Genomic DNA, 228 nt, shown 5'->3' with positions numbered 1-228 from the left:
ATCGAAACCATCCAGATGGGTATCCCCGTTGCACGTATCGAGCTTGTAAACACGCTTCAGATGCAGGCGTTGATCCGCCACTCCAAACTGCCTTACGAGGCGCAGCCCTATCTGTTTGTCGAGTTCCACGGCACGGAAAGCGGCGTTGCCGAACAGGCGGAATTGTTTGGAGAAATTGCTGCAGGCAATGGTGGGGGCAATTTCCAGTGGACACACGATGCCGAGGAG

General features: G+C 55.3%; 1 protein-coding gene. It reads left to right on the top strand.

What is annotated here, in order from left to right; all coding sequences use genetic code 11:
- On the top strand, positions 1-228 hold a 228-nt coding region (locus SB822_RS61680; protein WP_410859747.1), incomplete at both ends, for an FAD-linked oxidase C-terminal domain-containing protein.

It is taken from the genome of Paraburkholderia sp. SIMBA_054 (assembly GCF_046534875.1).
Lineage (GTDB): Bacteria > Pseudomonadota > Gammaproteobacteria > Burkholderiales > Burkholderiaceae > Paraburkholderia > Paraburkholderia hospita.
The sequence above is the reverse complement of the archived record's forward strand: the minus strand, read 5'-3'. Positions and strand labels throughout refer to the sequence as shown.